The 20,505-nt window shown below is 63.5% G+C and carries 31 protein-coding genes; 1 reads left to right on the top strand and 30 read right to left on the bottom strand.

The genetic code is table 11. From position 1 onward, the window contains the following. Positions 1-158 precede the first annotated feature (158 nt). The 30 genes from ACVIW0_RS15820 to rpsL form a co-directional block, all read right to left on the bottom strand. Positions 159-1,190, bottom strand: coding sequence for a DNA-directed RNA polymerase subunit alpha (locus ACVIW0_RS15820; protein WP_461353152.1), 1,032 nt, complete (start codon positions 1,188-1,190; stop codon positions 159-161). Positions 1,191-1,308: 118 nt separating this feature from the next. After that, positions 1,309-1,698 (bottom strand): 30S ribosomal protein S11, encoded by a 390-nt coding sequence (rpsK, locus tag ACVIW0_RS15815; protein WP_006021048.1) that lies wholly within the window; start codon positions 1,696-1,698, stop codon positions 1,309-1,311. Between the two features lie 114 nt (positions 1,699-1,812). Further along, positions 1,813-2,181: a 30S ribosomal protein S13 gene (gene rpsM, locus ACVIW0_RS15810; RefSeq protein WP_016843766.1), complete on the bottom strand. Its 369-nt coding sequence runs from the start codon at positions 2,179-2,181 to the stop codon at positions 1,813-1,815. A 189-nt stretch (positions 2,182-2,370) separates the two neighbouring features. Continuing rightward, positions 2,371-3,228 carry an adenylate kinase gene (locus ACVIW0_RS15805; RefSeq protein WP_461353151.1) on the bottom strand — a complete coding sequence of 286 codons (858 nt, stop codon included), beginning with the start codon at positions 3,226-3,228 and terminating at the stop codon, positions 2,371-2,373. A 71-nt stretch (positions 3,229-3,299) separates the two neighbouring features. Then, positions 3,300-4,634, bottom strand: a complete 1,335-nt coding sequence (secY, locus tag ACVIW0_RS15800; protein WP_456754201.1) for a preprotein translocase subunit SecY — start codon at positions 4,632-4,634, stop codon at positions 3,300-3,302. A gap of 156 nt (positions 4,635-4,790) precedes the next feature. Continuing rightward, positions 4,791-5,276 (bottom strand): 50S ribosomal protein L15, encoded by a 486-nt coding sequence (gene rplO / locus ACVIW0_RS15795; RefSeq protein ID WP_461353150.1) that lies wholly within the window; start codon positions 5,274-5,276, stop codon positions 4,791-4,793. A gap of 21 nt (positions 5,277-5,297) precedes the next feature. Then, positions 5,298-5,489, bottom strand: a complete 192-nt coding sequence (gene rpmD, locus ACVIW0_RS15790; RefSeq protein ID WP_024578582.1) for a 50S ribosomal protein L30 — start codon at positions 5,487-5,489, stop codon at positions 5,298-5,300. Positions 5,490-5,523: 34 nt separating this feature from the next. Beyond that, complete coding sequence (gene rpsE, locus ACVIW0_RS15785) at positions 5,524-6,099, bottom strand: 30S ribosomal protein S5 (protein ID WP_139862949.1); 576 nt, start codon at positions 6,097-6,099, stop codon at positions 5,524-5,526. Positions 6,100-6,157: 58 nt separating this feature from the next. Next, positions 6,158-6,517, bottom strand: coding sequence for a 50S ribosomal protein L18 (gene rplR / locus ACVIW0_RS15780; RefSeq protein ID WP_016843760.1), 360 nt, complete (start codon positions 6,515-6,517; stop codon positions 6,158-6,160). Positions 6,518-6,528: 11 nt separating this feature from the next. Then, positions 6,529-7,062 (bottom strand): 50S ribosomal protein L6, encoded by a 534-nt coding sequence (gene rplF / locus ACVIW0_RS15775; protein WP_050402254.1) that lies wholly within the window; start codon positions 7,060-7,062, stop codon positions 6,529-6,531. Positions 7,063-7,078: 16 nt separating this feature from the next. Further along, positions 7,079-7,477, bottom strand: coding sequence for a 30S ribosomal protein S8 (rpsH, locus tag ACVIW0_RS15770; protein WP_021081651.1), 399 nt, complete (start codon positions 7,475-7,477; stop codon positions 7,079-7,081). Between the two features lie 16 nt (positions 7,478-7,493). Beyond that, positions 7,494-7,799, bottom strand: a complete 306-nt coding sequence (gene rpsN / locus ACVIW0_RS15765) for a 30S ribosomal protein S14 (protein WP_016843757.1) — start codon at positions 7,797-7,799, stop codon at positions 7,494-7,496. A 46-nt stretch (positions 7,800-7,845) separates the two neighbouring features. Continuing rightward, complete coding sequence (gene rplE / locus ACVIW0_RS15760) at positions 7,846-8,403, bottom strand: 50S ribosomal protein L5 (RefSeq protein WP_461353149.1); 558 nt, start codon at positions 8,401-8,403, stop codon at positions 7,846-7,848. Next, on the bottom strand, positions 8,396-8,710 hold the full coding sequence (gene rplX, locus ACVIW0_RS15755; RefSeq protein ID WP_456754198.1) for a 50S ribosomal protein L24: 315 nt from the start codon (positions 8,708-8,710) through the stop codon (positions 8,396-8,398). Before rplX ends, rplE begins: the two co-directional genes overlap by 8 nt. Beyond that, positions 8,710-9,078, bottom strand: coding sequence for a 50S ribosomal protein L14 (gene rplN / locus ACVIW0_RS15750; protein ID WP_011473865.1), 369 nt, complete (start codon positions 9,076-9,078; stop codon positions 8,710-8,712). Before rplN ends, rplX begins: the two co-directional genes overlap by 1 nt. 75 nt (positions 9,079-9,153) lie before the next feature. Beyond that, a complete protein-coding gene (gene rpsQ / locus ACVIW0_RS15745; RefSeq protein WP_016843754.1) occupies positions 9,154-9,402 on the bottom strand; it encodes a 30S ribosomal protein S17 in 249 nt (82 codons plus the stop codon). Positions 9,403-9,411: 9 nt separating this feature from the next. After that, complete coding sequence (gene rpmC / locus ACVIW0_RS15740; RefSeq protein WP_021081654.1) at positions 9,412-9,618, bottom strand: 50S ribosomal protein L29; 207 nt, start codon at positions 9,616-9,618, stop codon at positions 9,412-9,414. A 5-nt stretch (positions 9,619-9,623) separates the two neighbouring features. Beyond that, positions 9,624-10,037, bottom strand: a complete 414-nt coding sequence (gene rplP / locus ACVIW0_RS15735; RefSeq protein WP_461353148.1) for a 50S ribosomal protein L16 — start codon at positions 10,035-10,037, stop codon at positions 9,624-9,626. Between the two features lie 30 nt (positions 10,038-10,067). Then, entirely contained in the window at positions 10,068-10,769 is a 702-nt protein-coding gene (gene rpsC / locus ACVIW0_RS15730; protein ID WP_018272135.1) for a 30S ribosomal protein S3, read from the bottom strand. A gap of 20 nt (positions 10,770-10,789) precedes the next feature. Further along, positions 10,790-11,176: a 50S ribosomal protein L22 gene (gene rplV / locus ACVIW0_RS15725; protein WP_018272136.1), complete on the bottom strand. Its 387-nt coding sequence runs from the start codon at positions 11,174-11,176 to the stop codon at positions 10,790-10,792. 10 nt (positions 11,177-11,186) lie between these two features. Continuing rightward, positions 11,187-11,465, bottom strand: a complete 279-nt coding sequence (gene rpsS, locus ACVIW0_RS15720) for a 30S ribosomal protein S19 (protein WP_018272137.1) — start codon at positions 11,463-11,465, stop codon at positions 11,187-11,189. Between the two features lie 12 nt (positions 11,466-11,477). Further along, complete coding sequence (rplB, locus tag ACVIW0_RS15715; protein WP_461353147.1) at positions 11,478-12,311, bottom strand: 50S ribosomal protein L2; 834 nt, start codon at positions 12,309-12,311, stop codon at positions 11,478-11,480. A 12-nt stretch (positions 12,312-12,323) separates the two neighbouring features. Beyond that, entirely contained in the window at positions 12,324-12,623 is a 300-nt protein-coding gene (locus ACVIW0_RS15710; RefSeq protein ID WP_376964080.1) for a 50S ribosomal protein L23, read from the bottom strand. Beyond that, a complete protein-coding gene (gene rplD, locus ACVIW0_RS15705) occupies positions 12,620-13,240 on the bottom strand; it encodes a 50S ribosomal protein L4 (RefSeq protein WP_461353146.1) in 621 nt (206 codons plus the stop codon). Before rplD ends, ACVIW0_RS15710 begins: the two co-directional genes overlap by 4 nt. A 1-nt stretch (position 13,241) precedes the next feature. Continuing rightward, a complete protein-coding gene (gene rplC, locus ACVIW0_RS15700) occupies positions 13,242-13,961 on the bottom strand; it encodes a 50S ribosomal protein L3 (RefSeq protein WP_279706650.1) in 720 nt (239 codons plus the stop codon). 54 nt (positions 13,962-14,015) lie between these two features. Continuing rightward, on the bottom strand, positions 14,016-14,324 hold the full coding sequence (gene rpsJ, locus ACVIW0_RS15695) for a 30S ribosomal protein S10 (RefSeq protein ID WP_002712302.1): 309 nt from the start codon (positions 14,322-14,324) through the stop codon (positions 14,016-14,018). Between the two features lie 84 nt (positions 14,325-14,408). Continuing rightward, positions 14,409-15,599 carry an elongation factor Tu gene (gene tuf, locus ACVIW0_RS15690; protein WP_021081658.1) on the bottom strand — a complete coding sequence of 397 codons (1,191 nt, stop codon included), beginning with the start codon at positions 15,597-15,599 and terminating at the stop codon, positions 14,409-14,411. A 40-nt stretch (positions 15,600-15,639) separates the two neighbouring features. Then, a complete protein-coding gene (fusA, locus tag ACVIW0_RS15685) occupies positions 15,640-17,712 on the bottom strand; it encodes an elongation factor G (RefSeq protein ID WP_461353145.1) in 2,073 nt (690 codons plus the stop codon). A gap of 30 nt (positions 17,713-17,742) precedes the next feature. Continuing rightward, positions 17,743-18,213: a 30S ribosomal protein S7 gene (gene rpsG / locus ACVIW0_RS15680; RefSeq protein WP_461353144.1), complete on the bottom strand. Its 471-nt coding sequence runs from the start codon at positions 18,211-18,213 to the stop codon at positions 17,743-17,745. A gap of 15 nt (positions 18,214-18,228) precedes the next feature. Continuing rightward, complete coding sequence (gene rpsL, locus ACVIW0_RS15675) at positions 18,229-18,600, bottom strand: 30S ribosomal protein S12 (RefSeq protein ID WP_006611834.1); 372 nt, start codon at positions 18,598-18,600, stop codon at positions 18,229-18,231. A 696-nt stretch (positions 18,601-19,296) separates the two neighbouring features. Here rpsL and ACVIW0_RS15670 point away from each other — a divergent pair. Beyond that, entirely contained in the window at positions 19,297-20,505 is a 1,209-nt protein-coding gene (locus ACVIW0_RS15670; protein ID WP_461353143.1) for an FAD-dependent oxidoreductase, read from the top strand.

The raw sequence follows: 20,505 nt of genomic DNA, 5'->3' as shown, positions 1-20,505 counted from the left end.
CGCGGTGGTTCAGCGACAAGTGCGGGTGGGCATCCCACGTTCGCCCGGTGACGTCATTCCGGGGCGATGCGCAGCACCGAACCCGGAATCTCGAGATTCCCCGATGCGCAATTGCGCATCTGCGATCGCCGCTTCGCGACGTCCGGAATGACAAATGCTTAGTAGTGATCCTCGAAGCGCTTGGCGAGCTCGTCAATGTTCTCCGGCGGCCAGCCCGGCACTTCCATGCCGAGATGCAGACCCATCTGGGCCAGCACTTCCTTGATCTCGTTCAGCGACTTGCGGCCGAAGTTCGGGGTGCGGAGCATTTCCGCTTCCGACTTCTGCACGAGGTCGCCGATGTAGACGATGTTGTCGTTCTTCAGACAGTTTGCCGAACGCACCGACAGTTCGAGCTCGTCGACCTTCTTGAGGAACGCCGGGTTGAACGCGAGATCGGGGATGATCTCCTGCGTGACTTCCTTGCGCGGCTCTTCGAAGTTGACGAACACGTTGAGCTGGTCCTGCAGGATGCGTGCAGCGTAGGCCACCGCGTCCTCCGGCGAGATCGCGCCGTTGGTCTCGATCGTCATGGTCAGCTTGTCGTAGTCGAGGATCTGGCCCTCACGGGTGTTCTCGACCTTGTAGGAGACCTTGCGGACCGGCGAGAACAGGCTGTCGACCGGGATCAGGCCGATCGGCGCGTCCTCAGGCCGGTTGCGCTCGGCGGCGACATAGCCCTTGCCGGTCGTGACCGTGAACTCCATGCGGATCTCGGCGCCGTCGTCCAGCGTGCAGAGCTGCAGGTCGGGATTGAGCACAGTGACGTCGCCGACGGTCTGGATGTCGCCGGCGGTGACGGCGCCCGGGCCCTGCTTCTTCACGACCATGCGCTTCGGGCCTTCGCCCTGCATCTTGATCGAGATGTCCTTGATGTTGAGCACGATGTCGGTGACGTCTTCACGCACACCAGCGATCGAGGAGAATTCGTGCAGCACGCCATCGATGTGCACCGACTGCACCGCGGCGCCCTGCAGCGAGGACAGCAGGATGCGGCGCAGCGCGTTGCCGAGCGTCTGGCCGAAGCCACGCTCGAGCGGCTCGGCGACGACGGTGGCGAACCGGCTCGCGTCCGAGCCCGGCGTCACCTGCAGCTTGTTCGGTCGAATGAGTTCTTGCCAATTTTTCTGGATCGTCACTGTTTCACCCATTTGCCGGTCACAGGGCCAAATCGAACGGCCGAACCCGGCGTTGGAGATCGCGGATCAGTCCGCGCGGTCAATTCCAAAAACCATCGCAGGCGGCCAGAGGCCGCCCGCGACTTACAGATCAAACGCGCCGACGCTTGCGCGGACGGCAGCCATTGTGCGGGATCGTGGTCACGTCGCGGATCGAGGTGACGGTGAAGCCCGCGGCTTGCAGCGCGCGCAGCGCCGACTCACGGCCCGAACCCGGGCCGGCCACTTCAACCTCCAGCGTGCGCATGCCGTGTTCCTGCGCCTTCTTGGAGACGTCTTCCGCCGCGACCTGCGCGGCGTAGGGGGTCGACTTGCGCGAGCCCTTGAAGCCCATGGTGCCGGCCGACGACCAGGCGATGGTGTTGCCCTGCGCGTCGGTGATGGTGATGGTCGTGTTGTTGAACGACGAATTCACGTGCGCGATGCCGGAGGCGATGTTCTTGCGTTCGCGGCGGCGTACGCGGGTGGCTTCCTTGCCCATTTCAAACCTTTCCTGTGATCTCAACGCCGCCGTAGTGCCAGCGGCTACACCTCAAAACGCAAATGGCGAGTAGCGAATTTCGATTCGCTACCCCCCACCTGCAATTCGCAAAACTTACTTCTTCTTGCCGGCGATCGCCTTGGCCGGCCCCTTGCGCGTGCGCGCATTGGTGTGGGTGCGCTGGCCGCGCACCGGCAGACCGCGGCGATGACGCAGGCCGCGATAGCAGCCGAGGTCCATCAGCCGCTTGATGTTGATGCCGACCTCGCGACGGAGGTCGCCCTCGACCAGATAGTCGCGGTCGATGACTTCACGGATCTGGAGGACCTCCTGGTCGGTCAACTGATTGACGCGACGGTCCACCGGGATCTTCACCTTCTCCATGATGTCGGCCGCATTCTTCTGGCCGATGCCATGGATGTACTGAAGCGCGATCAGGACGCGCTTGTTGGTCGGAATGTTGACGCCGGCAATACGGGCCACGGACTTCTCTCCTGTCGCCGCTCCATCACGGATACGGGCTTCTCAAGTTCTTGCTACTTGCGGGCTTGTGTCCACAAACGCGAACACGACGCCCACCCCTCATGTCCTTTGGGGCCCGGCATCGTCATAAAACTATCCACTTGGATGCGGGGCTTATTAAAGGATTCATGTCGGTTTCGTCAACCGCTCCTAGCGTTTAGCTCGCTTTTTCGTGAGCTTTTTTGCGGCCTTTTTGGCGGTCTTTGCCCCCTTCCGAGCATTCGCCGCGCGAGCGGCCTTCTTTGGGGCCTTCTTGGCAGCTTTGGCCTTGGAGGGCGCCTTGGCAGCCTTCCGGGCGGGCTTTGCGGCTTTTTGAGCCGATTTGGCCGCCTTCTTGGCCTGTTTCTTGGCGGTCTTCTTCACCGTCTTGACGGCCTTTTTGGCCCCTTTGGCGTGATCCTCGTGATCCCGTGGTTCCAGCGCGCCGAGCGCGGTCAGGATCCGGTTGATCTCGCGGGTGACGTGCTCGATGGTCATCATGCCATCGACCGTCAGGAGCTTCCGCCGCTCCGAGTAATAGTGAATCAGCGGCTCCGTCATCGAGCGGTACTGCGCCAGCCGCTTGGTCAGCACTTCCGGCGTGTCGTCGAGGCGGACTTCCTCGCCGCGGGCGCGGGTCTCTTCGGCGCGCTTCTCGACGCGGGCGAGCAGCGCGCTCTCGTTGACGCGCAGCTCGATGACGGCATCGAGCTTGAGGTGCTTCTTCCGCAGCAGCTCGTCGAGCGCCTCGGCCTGCGGCACGGTGCGCGGAAAGCCGTCCAGGATGAAACCCTTCTTGGCGTCGGGCTCCTCGATCCGATCGGCGATGATTCCCACCACCACTTCGTCGGGAACCAGGCCGCCGTTGGCCATGATCTCCTTGGCCTGCAAGCCGACCGGGGTGCCTGCGGCCACCGCCGCGCGCAGCATCTCGCCGGTCGAGAGCTGAACGATGCCGTGCCGGCGCACCAGCCGCTGCGCCTGGGTTCCCTTGCCCGAGCCCGGCGGCCCCAAAAGGATCAATCTCATATCTGTTTCGCCCCCCGGCTAGGTGGGCGACGTCCGCACACCTGTGTTTTGAGTTTGGCGCCGCGCCGCGATCAGCGGCGGCGGCCTCCCCTGAGCTTCGACTTCCTGATCAGCCCTTCATACTGATGAGCGAGCAGATAGCCCTGCACCTGCGATACGGTATCCATCGTTACACTGACGACGATCAAAAGAGAGGTGCCACCAAAGTAGAATGGGACCGAGGCATAGGAAATCAGAATTTCGGGAATCAGGCAGACGATCGCCAGATAGATCGCGCCGAGCACCGTGATGCGCGACAGCACGTAGTCGATATATTCCGCGGTGCGCTCACCGGGCCGGATGCCCGGGATGAAGCCGCCATGCTTCTTCAGATTGTCCGCGGTCTCGGTCGGGTTGAACACGATCGCGGTGTAGAAGAAGGCGAAGAACACGATCAGCGCCAGATAGAGCAGCAGGAACAGCGGGCGGCCGTGGCTGAGCTGGGTGGTGAGCCACTGGAACCACTCCGGCCCCTTGCCGGCGTTGAAGTTCGCGACCGTGGTCGGCAGCAGCAGCAGCGACGAGGCGAAGATCGGCGGAATCACGCCGGAGGTGTTGAGCTTGAGCGGCAGATGCGAGGACTGGCCCTCGAACATCTTGTTGCCGACCTGGCGCTTCGGATACTGGATCAGCAGCCGGCGCTGCGCGCGCTCCATGAACACGATGAAGGCGATCACGGCGACCGCCATCACGATGACGATCAGGATCAGGCCGGTCGACATCGCGCCCTGACGGCCGAGTTCCAGCATGTTGGCGAGCGCCGACGGCAGCTCGGCGACGATGCCGGACAGGATGATCAGCGAGATGCCGTTGCCGATGCCGCGCGAGGTGATCTGCTCGCCGAGCCACATCAGGAACATGGTGCCGCCGGTCAGCGTGATCGCGGTCGAAATCCGGAAGAACATGCCGGGATCGCTGACGACATTGCCGGCGCCTTCGAGGCCGATCGCAATGCCGTAGGACTGGAACAGCGCCAGGATCACCGTCAGGTAGCGGGTGTACTGGTTCAGCGTCTTGCGGCCCGCCTCGCCTTCCTTCTTCAGCGCCTCGAGCTGCGGCGACACGGTGGTCAACAGCTGCACGATGATCGATGCCGAGATGTACGGCATGATGTTGAGCGCAAAGATCGCCATGCGGTGGATGCCGCCGCCGGCGAACATGTTGAACATGCCGAGGATGCCGCCGGACTGGCTGCGGAACACCTGCTCCCAGATGTTGGGATCGATGCCCGGCAGCGGGATGTAGGTGCCCAGCCGATAAACAAGCAGCGCACCCAGGGTGAACCAGATGCGCTTCTTCAGCTCGTCGGCTTTCGCCAGAGATCCGAAATTGAGGTTGGCGGCGAGTTGTTCGGCTGCTGAGACCATGTTCGGCTTTCTCCCGGAGCCCCTTTGCCAGCCGCCCCAAGAACCCGTTCTATTGGGGTGGTCGGCAGACACCGGACATTATCTGGTGCTCGGCCTCGATAAGTCCATCATTCGATCTGCGGATTGCCCGCGCGGCCGCGGGCAATGACGCAGATGTTACGCGGCTTCGCCTTCTTCCTTGGCGGGGGCCAGGATCTTGACCGAGCCGCCGGCCTTCTCGACCGCAGCAATAGCCGACTTGGAAGCGCCGTGCACTTCGATGGTCAGCTTGGTCTTGAGCTCGCCGCGGCCGAGCAGCCGCAGGCCGTCCTTGGCGCGGCGCAGCACGCCGGCCTTGACCAGCGTCTCGACGTTCACCGCCGCGCTCGCATCGACCAGCTTGTTGTCGATCGCTTCCTGTAGACGGTCGAGATTGATCTCGGCAAAGTCGAGCCGGAAGATGTTGTTGAAGCCGCGCTTCGGCAGACGGCGATGCATCGGCATCTGACCGCCTTCGAAACCCTTGATGCGGACGCCCGAACGCGCGGTCTGGCCCTTGCCGCCGCGGCCCGAGGTCTTGCCCTTGCCGGAACCGATGCCACGGCCGACACGCATGCGCTTCTTGCGCGAGCCGGCGTTGTCGGCGATATCGCTGAGCTTCATCGCCCTTCTCCTTATCTCTGCTTACTCGCCGACGACGCGGACGAGATGCTGAACCTTGCTGATCATGCCGCGAACTTCAGGGGTGTCCTGCAGCTCGGCAACCCGGCCGATCTTGTTGAGCTTGAGGCCGATCAGCGTCGAACGCTGCGAGTGATGGCGGCGGATCGCGCTGCCGGTCTGCTCGACCTTGATCGTCTTGCTGGCCTTGGCCATCGTCTTGAACTCCAGAAAGCGCTGGTCGCGCGGGTTATTCCGCCACCGCTTCAGCGTCGCCGCCGACGCGGCGCGACTGCAGGGTGGAGACCTTGATGTTGCGGCGCGCAGCCACCGAGCGCGGCGAATCCTGATGCTTCAGCGCGTCGAAGGTCGCGCGAACCATGTTGTAGGGATTCGACGAGCCGATCGACTTCGCCACCACGTCCTGGATGCCGAGCGTCTCGAACACCGCGCGCATCGGGCCGCCGGCGATGATGCCGGTACCGGCCGGAGCTGCACGCAGATAGACGCGCCCGGCGCCGTGACGGCCGGCGATGTCGTGATGCAGCGTGCGGCCTTCGCGCAGCGCGACGCGGGTCAGATTGCGCTTCGCCGACTCGGTCGCCTTGCGGATCGCTTCCGGCACTTCGCGCGCCTTGCCGTGGCCGAAACCGACCCGGCCCTTCTGGTCGCCGATCACGACCAGCGCTGCGAAGCCGAAGCGCTTGCCGCCCTTGACGACCTTCGCCACGCGATTGATGTGGACGAGCTTGTCGACGAACTCGCTGTCGCGCTCCTCGCGCTCCCTGCTCCGTTCGCGTCCGCCGCGTTCGCGTTCACCTGCCATGGTGTTTTCCAATCTCTAGGAGGCCCGAAGCCTCTTTCCTCGTAATCGTTCGATTCGTTTAGAAGCTCAATCCGCCTTCGCGCGCCGCATCCGCGAGCGCCTTGACGCGCCCGTGATAGATGTAGGCGCCGCGATCGAACACGACTTCCTTGACACCCTTCTGCGCCGCGCGCTCGGCGAGCAGCTTGCCGACCGCCTTCGCCGCATCGATGTCGGCGCCGGTCTTGCCGGCGTCGCGCATGGTCTTTTCCAGCGACGAGGCCGACGCCAGCGTCTCGCCCTTCTGGTCGTCGATGACCTGGGCGTAGATGTGCTTGGACGAGCGGAACACCGACAGCCGCGGGCGGCCGCCTGCAGAGCGGCGAAGCGCAAGGCGCACGCGCTGCTTGCGCCGGGCATTCGTAACCTTGAGTGACATGACCGGCTCCGTTACTTCTTCTTGCCTTCCTTGCGGAAGATGAATTCGTTGGCGTACTTCACGCCCTTGCCCTTGTAGGGCTCCGGCGGACGGTAGGCGCGGATCTCGGCGGCGACCTGGCCGACGCGCTGCGGATCGTTGCCGGTGATCGTGATCTCGGTGGGCTTCGGCACCGCGATGGTGATGCCTTCCGGGATCGCGTAGACCACGTCGTGGCTGTAGCCGAGCGCGAGCTGCAGGTTCTTGCCCTGCATCGCGGCGCGGTAGCCGACGCCGGTGATCTCGAGCTTCTTCTCGAAGCCCTTGGTGACGCCCTCGACGAGGTTGGCGACCTGCGCGCGCGCGGTGCCGTACATCGCCTGCGCGCGGTTGGTCTTGACCCGCGGAGCGACCTTGACCTGGCCGTTCTCGAACTTCACCTCGACGTCGTCATGCACGACGAACTGAAGCGCGCCCTTCGGCCCCTTCACCTTGACGGTCTGGCCCTCGACGGTCGCCGTCACACCCGACGGGATCGCCACCGGCCTTTTGCCGATACGTGACATCGTAAAAAATCCTTCCTCAGAACACCGTGAAGAGAACTTCGCCGCCCACGTTGGCGTCGCGCGCCTCGTGGTCAGCCATGATTCCCTTCGGCGTCGACAACACCGAAATGCCGAGACCGTTGTTCACGCGCGGCAGGTTCTTCACCGAGGCGTAAACCCGGCGACCCGGCTTCGACACCCGCTCGATCTCGCGGATGACGGGCTCGCCGTCGAAATACTTCAGCTCGATCTCGAGCTCGCTGCGGCCCGAGGCGTGCTCGACGCTGGCGTAGCCGCGGATGTAGCCCTCGGACTTCAGCACCTCGAGCACGTTGGCGCGCATCTTCGAGCCCGGGCTCGAGACCTTGGACTTGGAACGCATCTGCGCGTTGCGGATGCGGGTGATGAGATCGCTGATCGGATCGTGCGTAGACATGGTTCCGACCCTCCCCTTACCAGCTCGACTTCACGAGGCCGGGAACCAGGCCCTTGGAGCCGAGTTCACGCAGCGCGATGCGCGAGAGCTTGTTCTTGCGATAGTTCGAGCGCGGACGCCCGGTCAGCTCGCAGCGGTTGCGGATGCGCGTCGGCGACGAGTTGCGCGGCATCTCGGCGAGCTTCAGCGTCGCCGCGAAGCGCTCTTCCATCGGCTTGGTCTTGTCGGCGATGATCGCCTTCAGCTTCTCGCGGCGCGGGCCGGCGTTCTTCGCCATCCGCTTGCGCCGGTTGTTCTTCTCGACTGAACTCTTCTTTGCCATGCTTGGCTCCTGGGTATCCGCGTTTGAGTGGCTTTGGCTCAGCTACTCACTGCCGGAACGGGAAATTGAAAGCGGTCAACAAGGCACGCGCCTCGTCGTCGGTCTTGGCGGTGGTGCAGACCGTGATGTCCATGCCACGCGCTTCCGAGACCTTGTCGAAGTCGATCTCGGGGAAAATGATGTGCTCCTTGATGCCGAGCGAATAGTTGCCGCGGCCGTCGAAGCTCTTCGGGTTCAGGCCGCGGAAGTCGCGGACGCGGGGCAGCGCCACGTTCACCAGGCGGTCGATGAACTCGTACATATGCGCCTTGCGCAGCGTGACCTTGCAGCCGATCGGCTGGTTCTCGCGCAGCTTGAAGGTCGCGATCGCGATCCGCGAATAGGTCACGATCGCCTTCTGGCCGGCGATCTGGGTCAGCTCGGCGGCGGCGGTCTCGGCCTTCTTGCGGTCATTGACGGAATCGCCAACGCCCATGTTCAGCACGACCTTGTCGAGGCGCGGCACCTGCATCACGTTGGCATAACCGAACTTCTCGGTCATCATGCCGCGAATCTTCTTGTCGTACTCCGCGCGCAGGCGCGGAATGTAAGCGGTATCAGCCATCGATCTCTGCTCCCGAGCTCTTGGCAACACGAACCTTCTTGCCATCGGCCTGAATCTTGAACCCAATGCGGGTCGGCTTTCCGTCCTTGCCGACATACGCAATGTTGGACAGGTGGATCGGCGCCTCCTTGGAGATGATGCCGCCTTCCTGGGTCTGGCTCTGCTTCTGGTGACGCTTCACCATGTTGATGCCGCGAACCAGAGCCTTGTTCTCGTCCGGACGCACCTCGAACACCTCGCCGGTGCGACCCTTGTCGCGGCCGGTGAGCACCATCACCTTGTCGCCCTTGCGGATCTTGGCAGCCATCACAGCACCTCCGGCGCGAGCGAAATGATCTTCATGTGGTTCTTGGCGCGCAGCTCGCGCGGCACCGGCCCGAAGATACGGGTGCCGACCGGCTCGGACTGATTGTTGATCAGCACGGCGGCGTTGCGGTCGAAACGGATCACCGAACCGTCGGCGCGGCGGATGTCCTTGCGGACCCGGACCACGACGGCCTTCATCACGTCGCCCTTCTTCACCTTGCCACGCGGAATGGCTTCCTTGATCGACACAACGATAACGTCGCCCACGGTGGCATAGCGGCGCTTGGAACCTCCAAGAACCTTGATGCACATGACACGGCGTGCGCCTGAATTATCGGCCACGTCGAGGTTGGTCTGCATCTGAATCATTGATGCACCTCGTCCTCTTTCTGCGCTTTAGCGCGCCCAAAATTTCCCTGAAGTACTTCGGCCAGGCCGAAGAAATCAGGCCGTTTTCTTGTGTTCGCCCCGGACCACGGTCCAGCGCTTCAGCTTGGAGATCGGCTTCGATTCCTCGATCCAGACCATATCGCCCGGCTTGAACTGGTTGTTCTCGTCGTGCGCGTGGTAGTTCTTGGAACGGCGGATCGTCTTCTTGTAGATCGGGTGGGTGAAGCGGCGATCGACGCGCACCACAATCGTCTTGGCTTGCTTGTCGCTGACGACCACGCCCTGCAGAGTACGTTTCGGCATAGCGGCCCCTTACTTCTTCTTCGCGCGCAGCTGCGCGGCGATGGTCTTGATACGAGCGATATCGCGGCGGGCTTCCCGCATCCGCGAGGTGTTCTCCAGCTGCCCGGTGGCGCGCTGGAAACGCAGGTTGAAGCGTTCCTTCTTCAGGTTCAGGACCGCGTCTTCCCGCTGGTCGTCGCTCATCGCGCGAATGTCTTCAACTTTCATCTCGGCCATGGCGATTACTCCGCAATGCGCGCGACGAAGCGCGTCTTGATCGGCAGCTTGGCGGCAGCGAGCGACAGTGCTTCCCTGGCGGTCTGCACCGGCACGCCATCGATCTCGAACATCACGCGGCCCGGCTTGACCCGGACCACCCACAATTCCGGCGCACCCTTGCCGGAGCCCATGCGGACTTCGGCGGGCTTCTTCGACACCGGCACGTCCGGGAACACGCGGATCCAGACGCGGCCGGCGCGCTTCATGTGACGGGTCAGCGCGCGGCGGGCGGCTTCGATCTGACGGGCGGTGACGCGGTCAGGCTCCATCGCCTTCAGGCCGAACTGGCCGAACGCCAACGTCGCGCCAGAGGTCGCAACGCCGTGGATACGGCCCTTATGCGCCTTCCGGAACTTCGTTTTCTTAGGTTGCATCATGGCTTTAAGCCCTCAAATTCCTGCTTTGCCTCAAGCGGCGTCGCGGCGCGAACGCGGCGTGTTGTCGCCTTCCGCCATCTTCTTGTCCTGGGCCATCGGATCGTGCTCGAGGATCTCGCCCTTGAAGATCCAGACCTTGACGCCGCAGGTGCCGAAGGTCGTGAACGCGGTGGCGACGCCGTAGTCGACGTCGGCGCGCAGCGTGTGCAGCGGCACGCGACCTTCGCGATACCACTCCATGCGCGCGATTTCGGCGCCGCCGAGACGGCCCGAGCAGTTGATGCGGATGCCCTCGGCGCCGAGACGCATCGCCGACTGCACGGCGCGCTTCATGGCGCGGCGGAACGCAACGCGGCGCTCGAGCTGCTGGGCGATCGATTCAGCGACCAGGGTGGCATCGAGCTCCGGCTTGCGGATTTCGACGATGTTGATCACGACGTCCGACGAGGTGATGTCGGCGACCTTCTTGCGCAGCTTGTCGATGTCGGCGCCCTTCTTGCCGATCACGACGCCCGGACGGGCCGAGTGGATCGTCACGCGGCACTTCTTGTGCGGACGCTCGATCACAATGCGGGCGACAGCCGCCTGCTTAAGCTCCTTGTGCAGGATCTCGCGAATCTTGACGTCCTCGTGCAGGAGCTTGCCGTATTCCTGCTTGCCGGCGAACCAACGGGAGTCCCAGGTCCGGTTGATGCCGAGACGCAGCCCGATTGGATTGATCTTTTGACCCATCGTCTTCTCCTGCGCCCTTCTTAGGCGCTTGCCTCGGCCTCGACCTGACGAACCACGATGGTCAGGTGCGAGAACGGTTTGAACACACGGCCCGAACGGCCACGGCCGCGCGGAGCAAAACGCTTCATCACGATGCCGTTGCCGACATGCGCCTCGGCAACGACGAGATCGTCGACATCGAGGTCATGGTTGTTCTCGGCGTTGGCGATCGCCGATTCCAGGCACTTCTTGACGTCGACCGCGATCCGCTTGCGCGAGAACTGCAGGTCGGCGAGCGCAGCGGACGCCTTGCGGCCGCGGATCAGCTGCGCCACCAGGTTCAGCTTCTGCGGGCTGACGCGCAGCATGCGGGCGACGGCCTTGGCCTCATTGTCCGCGAGGCTACGTTCGCGCTTTGGTTTGCTCATCGTCTATTCCTCAAGCCTTCTTGGCTTTCTTGTCGCCCGAGTGGCCGTGGAAGGTCCGGGTCGGCGAGAACTCGCCGAACTTGTGACCCACCATTTCCTCGTTGATCGCCACCGGCACATGCTTCTGGCCGTTGTAGACACCGAAGGTCAGGCCGACGAACTGCGGCAGGATGGTGGAGCGGCGGCTCCAGATCTTGATGACGTCGTGACGGCCGGACGCGCGGGCGGCATCTGCCTTCTTGAGCAGAGAACCCTCGACGAACGGGCCTTTCCAGACTGAACGAACCATGTCCGGCGTTCCTTACTTCTTCCGCTTGTGGCGGCTGAGGAGAATGAATTTGTTGGTCGACTTGTTGGTGCGGGTCTTCTTGCCCTTGGTCGGCTTGCCCCACGGAGTGACCGGGTGACGACCGCCCGAGGTGCGACCTTCACCACCGCCGTGCGGATGGTCGATCGGGTTCATGACGACGCCGCGGTTGTGCGGACGCCAGCCGAGCCAGCGGGTACGACCGGCCTTGCCGATCGAGATGTTCATGTGGTCCGGGTTCGAGACCGCGCCGATCGTGCCGCGGCAACGGCCGTGCACGAGACGCTGCTCACCCGAGTTCAGGCGGAGGATGACGTAGTCCTGGTCGCGGCCGACGATCTGGGCGTAGGTGCCGGCGGAACGCGCCAGCTGGCCGCCCTTGCCGATCTTCAGCTCGATGTTGTGCACGATGGTGCCGACCGGCATGTTGCCGAGCGGCATGACGTTGCCCGGCTTGACGTCGACATAGTTGCCGGCGACCACGGTGTCGCCCGCCGCCAGACGCTGCGGCGCCAGGATGTAGGCCAGCTCGCCGTCCTGATACTTGATCAGCGCGATGAACGCGGTGCGGTTCGGATCATACTCGAGCCGCTCCACGACCGCCGGCACGTCCACCTTGTCGCGGCGGAAGTCGACGGTGCGGTAGGCCTTCTTGTGGCCGCCGCCGCGGAAACGCACGGTGATACGACCGGTGTTGTTGCGACCGCCATTGCCGAGCTTGCCCTCGGTCAGGGTCTTCACCGGCTTGCCCTTGTAGAGCGCCGAACGATCGACCATGACCAGCTGGCGCTGGCCCGGCGTCGTGGGATTGTAGGTTTTCAATGCCATCGTCGTTGCGCCTTATAGTCCGGTAGTCACGTCGATGCGGTGGCCCTCTTCCAGGGTCACGATCGCGCGCTTGGTGTCCGACTGCGAGCCGAGATTGCCGCGGAACACCTTGGTCTTGCCCTTGCGAACGAGGGTGTTGACGCTCTTCACCTTGACGTCGAACAGCTTCTCGACCGCTTCCTTGATCTGCGGCTTGGTCGCCTTGCTGGCGACCTTGAACAGCACCTTGTTGTGCTCGGAGGCGAGCGTCGCCTTTTCGGTCACGACAGGAGCGACGATCACGTCGTAATGGCGCGGGTCGATGTTCTTCATTTGAAGCGCGCCTCCAGCGCATCAACCGCAGCCTTGGTCAGCACCAGCTTGTGGCGGCGGAGAATGTCGTAGACGTTGATGCCCTGAATCGGCAGCACGTCGATGTTCGGGATGTTGCGGGCCGCGGTCGCGAAACCGGCATTGAGCTCGGCGCCGTCGATGATCAGCGCGTTGGTGAGCCCGAGGCCGGAGAAGTGACCGAGCAGCGCCTTGGTCTTGGCTTCCTTGACGGCAGCGTTGTCGATCACGACGAGCCCGCCGTCCTTGGCCTTGGCCGACAGCGCATGCTTGAGCGCCAGCGCGCGCACCTTCTTCGGCAGGTCGGTCGCATGGGAGCGAACCACCGGACCGAACGCACGGCCACCGCCCCGGAACTGCGGCACGCGGGCCGAGCCATGACGGGCGCCGCCGGTGCCCTTCTGCTTGTACATCTTCTTGCCGGTGCGCCAAACGTCGGCGCGGCCCTGGGCCTTGTGGGTGCCGGCCTGACGCTTGTTCAGCTGCCACTGCACGCAGCGCTGAATGATGTCGGCGCGCGGCTCCAAACCGAAGATCGCGTCCGAGAGCTCGACGGATCCGGCGTCCTTGCCTTCAAGGGTCGTGACTTTCAGTTCCATCTCACGCGCCCTCCTTCTCGGCCGCAGCCTCGGCAGCCTCGCCGCCGGCCACCTTGAACTTGCCGGGCTTCGGAGCTTCCTTCGGCAGCGGCTTCTTGACGGCGTCGCGCACCGAGATCCAGCCGCCCTTGGAGCCGGGAACGGCGCCTTCGACGAGGATCAGGCCGCGCTCGACGTCGGTCTGCACCACGCGCAGATTGAGCGTGGTGATGCGGTCGACGCCCATGTGGCCGGGCATCTTCTTGTTCTTCCAGGTCTTGCCGGGGTCCTGACGGCCACCGGTCGAACCGATCGAACGGTGCGAGATCGACACACCGTGGGTGGCGCGCAGGCCGCCGAAATTCCAGCGCTTCATGCCGCCGGCGAAGCCCTTACCGATCGAGGTGCCGGTCACGTCGACGAACTGGCCGACCACGAAATGGTCCGCCTGGATTTCCGCGCCGACCGGGATCAGCGCGTCCTCGGACACGCGGAACTCGGCGACCTTGCGCTTCGGCTCGACCTTGGCGACTGCGAACTGGCCGCGTTCGGCCTTGGGCATGTACACGGTCTTGCGGGCGCCCGAGCCGAGCTGAAGCGCGACATAGCCGTTCTTCTCGGTCGTGCGGTGGCCCAGCACCTGGCAGTTGCCCAACTTCAGCACGGTCACAGGGATATGCTCGCCGGTCTCCGTAAAGACCCGCGTCATCCCGACCTTCTGTGCGATCACTCCGGAGCGCATCGGCGTGCTTCCTGTCTTTCTGTCCGCAAGCGGCGGACGTAAAAATCCAAAACCTTAGAGCTTGATCTCGACGTCGACACCGGCGGCCAGGTCGAGCTTCATCAGCGCATCGACGGTCTGCGGGGTCGGGTCGACAATGTCGAGGAGGCGCTTGTGGGTGCGCATCTCGAATTGCTCGCGGCTCTTCTTGTCAACGTGCGGCGAACGGTTGACGGTGAACTTCTCGATACGGGTCGGCAGCGGAATCGGTCCGCGAACCTGCGCACCGGTGCGCTTCGCCGTGTTCACGATCTCGCGGGTCGACGTATCGAGGATTCGATGGTCGAACGCCTTGAGACGGATGCGAATATTTTGGCCGTTCATTGCCGTATTCTTTCTTTAGTGAGTGGCGAGTAGCGAATAGCGAATGGTGCCCCACCCGCTACTCGCCATTCCCTATTCGCGTAGTTACTCGATGATCGCGGCGACGACGCCGGCGCCGACGGTGCGGCCGCCTTCGCGGATCGCGAAGCGCAGCTTTTCTTCCATCGCGATCGGCACGATCAGGTGCACTTCCATCGCGATGTTGTCGCCCGGCATCACCATCTCGGTGCCTTCCGGCAGATGCACGACACCGGTCACGTCGGTGGTGCGGAAGTAGAACTGCGGACGGTAGTTGGTGAAGAACGGGGTGTGGCGACCGCCCTCTTCCTTGGTGAGGATGTAGGCCTCAGCCTTGAACTTGGTGTGCGGCTTGACCGAACCGGGCTTGCACAGCACCTGGCCACGCTCGACTTCCTCACGCTTGGTGCCGCGGAGCAGCGCACCGATGTTGTCGCCGGCCTGGCCCTGATCGAGCAGCTTGCGGAACATTTCGACGCCGGTGACGATGGTCTTCTGGGTGTCGCGGATACCGACGATTTCGATTTCCTCGCCGACCTTGATCACGCCGCGCTCGACGCGGCCGGTGACGACGGTGCCGCGGCCCGAGATCGAGAACACGTCTTCAACCGGCATCAGGAACGGCTGGTCGATCGGACGCTCGGGCTGCGGGATGTACTCGTCGACATTGCGCATCAGCTCGAGGATGGCGTCGTGACCGAGCTTCTTGTCCTTGTCTTCGAGGGCGGCGAGCGCCGAGCCCTTGATGATCGGAATGTCGTCGCCCGGGAATTCGTACTTCGAGAGCAGCTCGCGGACTTCCATCTCGACGAGCTCGAGCAGCTCCGGATCGTCGACCATGTCGCACTTGTTGAGGAACACGACCAGCGCCGGCACGCCGACCTGGCGGGCGAGCAGGATGTGCTCGCGGGTCTGCGGCATCGGGCCGTCGGCAGCCGACACGACCAGGATCGCGCCGTCCATCTGGGCGGCACCGGTGATCATGTTCTTGACGTAGTCGGCGTGGCCGGGGCAGTCGACGTGGGCGTAGTGGCGGTTCTGCGTCTCGTACTCGACGTGAGCGGTCGAGATCGTGATGCCGCGCGCCTTCTCTTCCGGCGCCTTGTCGATCTGGTCGTAGGCGGTGAACGTCGCGCCGCCGGTTTCTGCAAGCACCTTGGTGATCGCTGCGGTCAGCGAGGTCTTGCCATGGTCGACGTGACCAATGGTGCCGATGTTGCAGTGGGGCTTGTTACGCTCGAATTTTGCTTTGGCCATTTGACTCTCCGTTCAGTCGTTAGCTGCTAACCAACGACAATCAAGCAAACTTTTTCTGGACTTCAGCCGACACGTTCGCCGGAGCTTCGGCGTAGTGATCGAACTGCATGGTGAAGGTCGCGCGCCCCTGGCTCATCGAGCGCAGGTTGTTCACGTAACCGAACATGTTCATGAGCGGCACCATCGCGTTGATGACGTTGGCGTTGCCGCGCATGTCTTGGCCCTGGATCTGGCCGCGCCGGGAATTCAGGTCGCCGATGACCGAACCGGTGTAGTCTTCCGGGGTCACGACCTCGACCTTCATGATCGGCTCGAGCAGAACGGACTTGCCCTTGGTCAGCGCCTCGCGGAACGCAGCCCGCGCCGCGATTTCGAACGCCAGCGCCGACGAGTCGACGTCGTGGTACTTGCCGTCGACCAGCTGCACCTTGACGTCCACCACCGGGAAGCCGGCGACGACGCCGGAACCCATCACGCTGTTGAGGCCCTTTTCGACGCCGGGGATGTATTCCTTCGGCACCGCACCGCCGACGATCTTCGATTCGAACTCATAGCCCTTGCCGGGCTCATTCGGCTCGACGACGATCGAGACTTCGGCGAACTGACCGGTACCGCCGGTCTGCTTCTTGTGCGTGTACTTGACTTCGGCCCTCTTAGTCACGCGCTCACGGAACGCCACCTGCGGCGCGCCGATGTTGGCATCGACCTTGTAGGTGCGCTTGAGGATGTCGACCTTGATGTCGAGATGCAGTTCGCCCATGCCCTTCAGGATGGTCTGGCCGGACTCGGTGTCGGTCGACACGCGGAACGACGGATCCTCCGCCGCGAGCTTGGCCAGCGCCACGCCGAGCTTTTCCTGGTCGGCCTTCGACTTCGGCTCGATCGCGATCTCGATCACCGGCTCCGGGAATTCCATCTTCTCGAGGATCACCGGCTTGTCGGGATCGCACAGCGTGTCGCCGGTGCGCGCTTCCTTCAGGCCCGCCAGCGCGACGATGTCGCCGGCATAGGCTTCCTTGATGTCTTCGCGGTTGTTCGCATGCATCAGCAGCATGCGGCCGATACGTTCCTTCTTCTCGCGGGTCGAGTTCACCACGCCGGTGCCCGACTGCAGAACGCCGGAATAGATGCGGCAGAACGTGATGGTGCCGACGAACGGGTCGTCCATGATCTTGAAGGCGAGCAGCGCCAGCGGCTCCTTGTCGTCCGCCTTGCGCACGACCTCGTTGCCGTCCTCATCGGTGCCCTTGATCGCGGGCACGTCGATCGGCGACGGCAGATAGTCGACGACGGCGTCGAGCAGCGGCTGCACGCCCTTGTTCTTGAACGCGGAGCCGCACAGCACCGGATAGAACGCGCCGGTCAGCACGGCCTTGCGGATCAGGCGCTTCAGGGTCGCCTCGTCCGGCTCCTTGCCGTCGAGATAGGCGGCCATGGCGTCGTCGTCGAGCTCGACGGCGGCTTCCACCATCTTCTCGCGGTATTCCTTGGCCTGCTCGACCAGATCTTCCGGAATGTCGACATAGTCGAACTTGGCGCCGAGCGATTCATCGTTCCAGATGACGCCCTTCATCTTCACGAGGTCGACGAGACCCTTGAAGTTGTTCTCGGCGCCGATCGGAAGCTGGATCGCGATCGGCTTGGCGCCGAGGCGGTCGACGATGTCGGACAGGCACTTGAAGAAGTCGGCGCCGGTTTTGTCCATCTTGTTGGCGAAGACGATGCGCGGAACCTTGTACTTGTCGCCCTGGCGCCACACGGTCTCGGTCTGCGGCTCGACGCCCTGGTTGGAGTCGAGAACGCAAACGGCGCCGTCGAGCACGCGCAGCGAACGCTCGACCTCGATGGTGAAGTCGACGTGGCCGGGGGTGTCGATGATGTTCAGGCGCTTGCCGTTCCAGAACGCGGTGGTCGCAGCCGAGGTGATCGTGATGCCACGCTCCTGCTCCTGCTCCATCCAGTCCATCGTCGCGGCACCTTCGTGCACTTCGCCGATCTTGTGGCTCTTGCCGGTGTAATACAGGATGCGTTCGGTGGTCGTGGTCTTGCCGGCGTCGATATGCGCCATGATACCGAAGTTGCGGTAGTCCTCGATGGCATGTTGGCGGGGCATGAGACTGTTCCTTAAATTCCGTTATTCGCCTTACCAGCGATAGTGCGAGAACGCGCGGTTGGCTTCCGCCATCCGGTGCACGTCTTCGCGCTTCTTGACGGCGTTGCCGCGATTGTTCGAGGCATCGAGCAGCTCTGCCGAGAGACGCTCGGTCATAGTCTTCTCGTTGCGCTCGCGGGCGGCCGAGATCAGCCAGCGGATGCCGAGCGCCTGACGGCGCACCGAACGTACTTCCACCGGAACCTGGTAGGTCGCGCCGCCGACGCGGCGGGAACGAACCTCGATGGTCGGCATGACGTTCTCGAGCGCCTGCTCGAACACGCTGAGCGGCGGCTGCTTGGTCTTGGCCTCGATCATGCCGAGCGCACCGTAGACGATGTTTTCGGCGACCGACTTCTTCCCGGCGTACATCACCGAGTTCATGAACTTCGTAATGATGATGTTCCCGAACTTCGGATCCGGAAGAACTTCACGCTTCTCAGCAGAGTGGCGACGCGACATCTGATCGTTTCCCGCTTACTTCGGACGCTTCGCGCCGTACTTCGAACGGCGCTGCTTACGGTTCTTGACGCCCTGGGTATCCAGCACGCCGCGGAGGATGTGGTAACGCACGCCGGGCAAGTCCTTGACGCGACCGCCGCGGATCATGACCACCGAGTGCTCCTGCAGGTTATGGCCTTCACCCGGGATGTAGCCGATCACCTCGAAGCCGTTGGTCAGGCGCACCTTGGCGACCTTACGAAGCGCCGAGTTCGGCTTCTTCGGGGTCGTGGTGTAGACGCGCGTGCACACGCCGCGCTTCTGCGGCGACTGCTGCAGCGCCGGCACCTTCTTACGCGACTTCTGCACTTCACGCGGATTTGCGATCAGCTGGTTGATCGTCGGCATGTAGCCTTCACCCTTTAGTTCGCGAAGCCTTGAATGGCCCCGCCAATTCTTCTCGGGAAAAGCCGTCCCGTACGGCCCGCTCGACGCGAATCAAACACCCGCGCAAAGCGAAATCGCGCCAACCACTCATCGCTGAGCGGAAAGCGCTTCGACGCCACAGAGGACCGCGATCCCGAACCGATCAGCGTTCGCTGTTCAGTCCGCCACCGAGGTCATGCATCCGAAATCAATCTCAAGAGGACGAGCTCAAGAGAACCAATATCGTCCTGGCATTGCCTAGCTATCATCGACAGCGTTTGAGCGGCATTCGTCGAGGTTGGTGCCCGTCCGGCTCCTGAAAAAGGGCCTTCGGGTGTTCCGTTCCGACGCTGGCGAGCTCACCGCCTGTCGTTAAGTGGGCGCCTTGTATAATCGAGAGATAGTGAAGTCAAGCAAAACGACAAGCAAAGAAACGGCTCTGGCAGTTGCGGATTTCGCATTTCGGCGACGCGCGGGGCAAGACGAAATGTGACAGCCTTCGCCTCTCCCCTCGCCTCGACCCGAATCTCCGGTGCGGCTGCGGGATCATATTTCACCCGGGTAAAATACGATGAGAAACAACTCTCCCTAACTTAGTCCTGAAGGCAAACTTCGAAACTAAGCCTTTATTTGCCATTCGCAGCGCAAAAATCGCGGTCACGGCCACGGAAAGCTCTCATGCGGTACACCGACATCGCGATCATCGGCGGAGGTCTTGCGGGCTCGACCGCAGCCGCCATGCTCGGCCGTGCCGGGATACCGAGCCTGATGGTCGACCCCCATCAGGTCTACCCGTTCGATTTTCGTGTCGAGAAGATCAGCGGCGACCTCCAGCTCGCGCGATTCGCCAGGACCGGGCTGGCCGAATCCGTGCTCCGTTCGGCGACGCTGGACGGCGAGAACTGGATCGCGCGATTCGGCCATCTGCTCGACCGGCAGCCAAGCCGGCAATACGGCATCATGTACGACGACCTGGTCGCGGCGCTCCGGGCCGAGATCGCGGGGGCGGCGCAATTCATTTGCGACAAGGTCGTCGATATCGCGACCAGCTCCGAGCGGCAGAAAATCGTGCTCGCCGGTGGCGAGGAGATCTCGGCGCGCCTCGTCGTGCTCGCCAACGGCCTGAATGTCGGGCTGCGCCGGATGCTCGGCATCGAACGGCTGGTCACCAGCCATTGCCACTCGATCTCGCTCGGCTTCGATTTCGTACCCGTCGGCCGCCCCGCCTTCTCGTTCGCGGCCATGACCTATTTCTCGGAGCGGCCGAGCGACCGCATCCCCTACATCACGCTGTTTCCGGTCGGCAACCGGATGCGCGCCAACCTCTTCACCTACCGCCCGGCCGACGATCCCTGGCTGCGGGCGATGCGGCGCAATCCGGTCGAGACGCTGAACGCCGCGCTGCCGCGGCTGCGCCGGCTGACCGGCGAGTTCGACGTCGCCGGCGACATCAAGATCAGGCCCGCCGACGTCTATGTCAGCACTGGCTATCGGCAGGCCGGCGTCGTGCTGGTCGGGGACGCCTTCGCCAGCACCTGCCCGGTCACCGGCACCGGGACCGACAAGGTGTTCACCGACGTGGCCCAGCTCTGCAACGTCCACATCCCGGCATGGCTCGCCACCGACGGCATGGGCGAGGAGAAGATCACCGCGTTCTACGACGATCCGGTCAAGACGGAATGCGACGCCTGGTCGAATGCCAAGGCGTTCGATTTCCGGCAGGTGTCGATCGGCACCACGCGCTACTGGCAGGCCCAGCGCTGGGCGCGTTTCCTCGGCTATCTCGGCCGGGGCTGGTTGCGCCGGCTGCGCAGCCCGCCGGCGCCGGCAGCGACGCGACCGGCCAATCAATTCCGGCAACGTCCGCACGCCGCGGACAGGGCGTAA

Source organism: Bradyrhizobium sp. USDA 4454, from assembly GCF_054822705.1.
This window is presented reverse-complemented; position numbering and strand designations above follow the sequence as displayed.